This is a genomic window from bacterium (assembly GCA_040757115.1).
GTDB lineage: Bacteria > UBA9089 > CG2-30-40-21 > CG2-30-40-21 > SBAY01 > JBFLXS01.
The window spans coordinates 1-1,621 of record JBFLYA010000419.1; the positions used below are offsets into that span (position 1 = coordinate 1).

Sequence of the window (1,621 nt, forward strand, 5' to 3'; positions counted from 1 at the left end):
GGAAAACAACAAATTTCCATAAATTTCTATTAGTTTCTATTAATTTCAATTTTTGTAACTATTCACCACGAAGGGTACGGAGAGCACGAAGTGAAATTTGATGAATTATCGAATAGAGTCATTGGATGCGCTATAGCGGTGCATCGAACTCTTGGGCCAGGTTTGCTTGACACCGTGAATTGTGAATGGTGAATAGTTACCAATTTTTTTAATAATATCTCCCTATCTCCTTAATCTCCACATCTCCTTTTGTTACACCACCTGAACGCTTACCAATATCTTATAACCGGCTCTATTGCTTCTATATTCTATGGAGAACCAAGGTTTACTAATGATATTGATGTAGTTGTGCAGATATTGGGGAACAGCATATTTCAGGATTGATAAGATTATTCCCTTCGGATGAATTTTATATAAGTGAAGAGACGATAAGAGATGCAATCAGACATAAATATCAGTTTAATATTATACATCCAGCATCTGGTTTAAAAATAGATGTTATTATCAGTAAAAAAGATGCCTTTGATAATAGTCGGTTTGAAAGGATAAAAAAGATTTCTCCAATTGAAGATACACAGGCAAGTTTTGCCTCTCCTGAAGATGTAATAATTATGAAGATGCGATATTATAAAGAAGGGGAATCCGAAAAACATATTAGAGATATAACCAGTATGCTCAAAATATCTGGTGATATGATTGATAGAGATTACATTGAGCGTTGGGCAAAAAAGTTGGGAATAGATGATATATGGCAGACTATTTTGGAAAGATTAAAAACCAAAGGAGGAATAAAATGTCAAGGGTTACAACAACTAAACTATTGGAAATGAAGAAGGCAAATGAGAAGATAACGATGCTCACGGTTTATGATTACTCAATGGCACGGATTCTGGATAATGCTGAGGTCGATATACTTTTAGTCGGCGATTCATTGAGTATGGTGATGCTGGGTAATGAAAATACCTTAGGGGTGGGAATAGATGAGATGGTTACCTTTACCAAAGGTGTAGCAAAGGGCACGACAAATGCCCTGGTCGTAGGAGATATGCCATTTTTATCATATAAGGTGGATGTAAGGGATGCAGTTTATAACGCCGGCAGGTTTATCAAAGAAGGTGGGGCACAAGCAGTCAAGGTAGAAGGTGGCGAATATGTGGCTAAAACCATTTTATCTATGATTCATGCGGATATCCCGGTAATGGGACATCTTGGACTTACACCTCAGGCAATCCATTTATTGGGTGGATATAAGGTTCAAGGCGAAACCCCTGATGCGGCTAAAAAATTAATAGATGATGCCAAACTCTTAGAAGAAATAGGTGTTTTTGCCTTAGTTTTAGAATGTATTCCGTATGAATTAGCCAGAGAAATTACGGAAACACTTGATATTCCCACGATTGGTATTGGTGCTGGACCTTATTGTGACGGACAGGTGTTGGTTATTCATGATATTTTAGGGCTTTATGATGAACTGAGACCAAAATTTGTGCGGAAATATGTGGATTTAAAATCACCAATAAATGAGGCAGTAAAGAAATACATTAAAGATGTCCGAGGAGGCAATTTCCCTGCATTGGAAGAAAGTTATGAGTAAAGAGGCTGTTTATAGTATAGCAGTTAT

Annotated in this window: 2 protein-coding genes; both read left to right on the plus strand. The window is 36.8% G+C overall.

All coding sequences use genetic code 11. The features are described 5' to 3' along the window. The first annotated feature begins 380 nt into the window (after nt 1-380). On the plus strand, nt 381-830 hold the full coding sequence (locus tag AB1422_19295; GenBank protein MEW6621447.1) for a hypothetical protein: 450 nt from the start codon (nt 381-383) through the stop codon (nt 828-830). Then, nucleotides 794-1,594, plus strand: coding sequence for a 3-methyl-2-oxobutanoate hydroxymethyltransferase (panB, locus tag AB1422_19300; protein ID MEW6621448.1), 801 nt, complete (start codon nt 794-796; stop codon nt 1,592-1,594). Before AB1422_19295 ends, panB begins: the two co-directional genes overlap by 37 nt. The last annotated feature ends 27 nt before the right edge of the window (nt 1,595-1,621 follow it).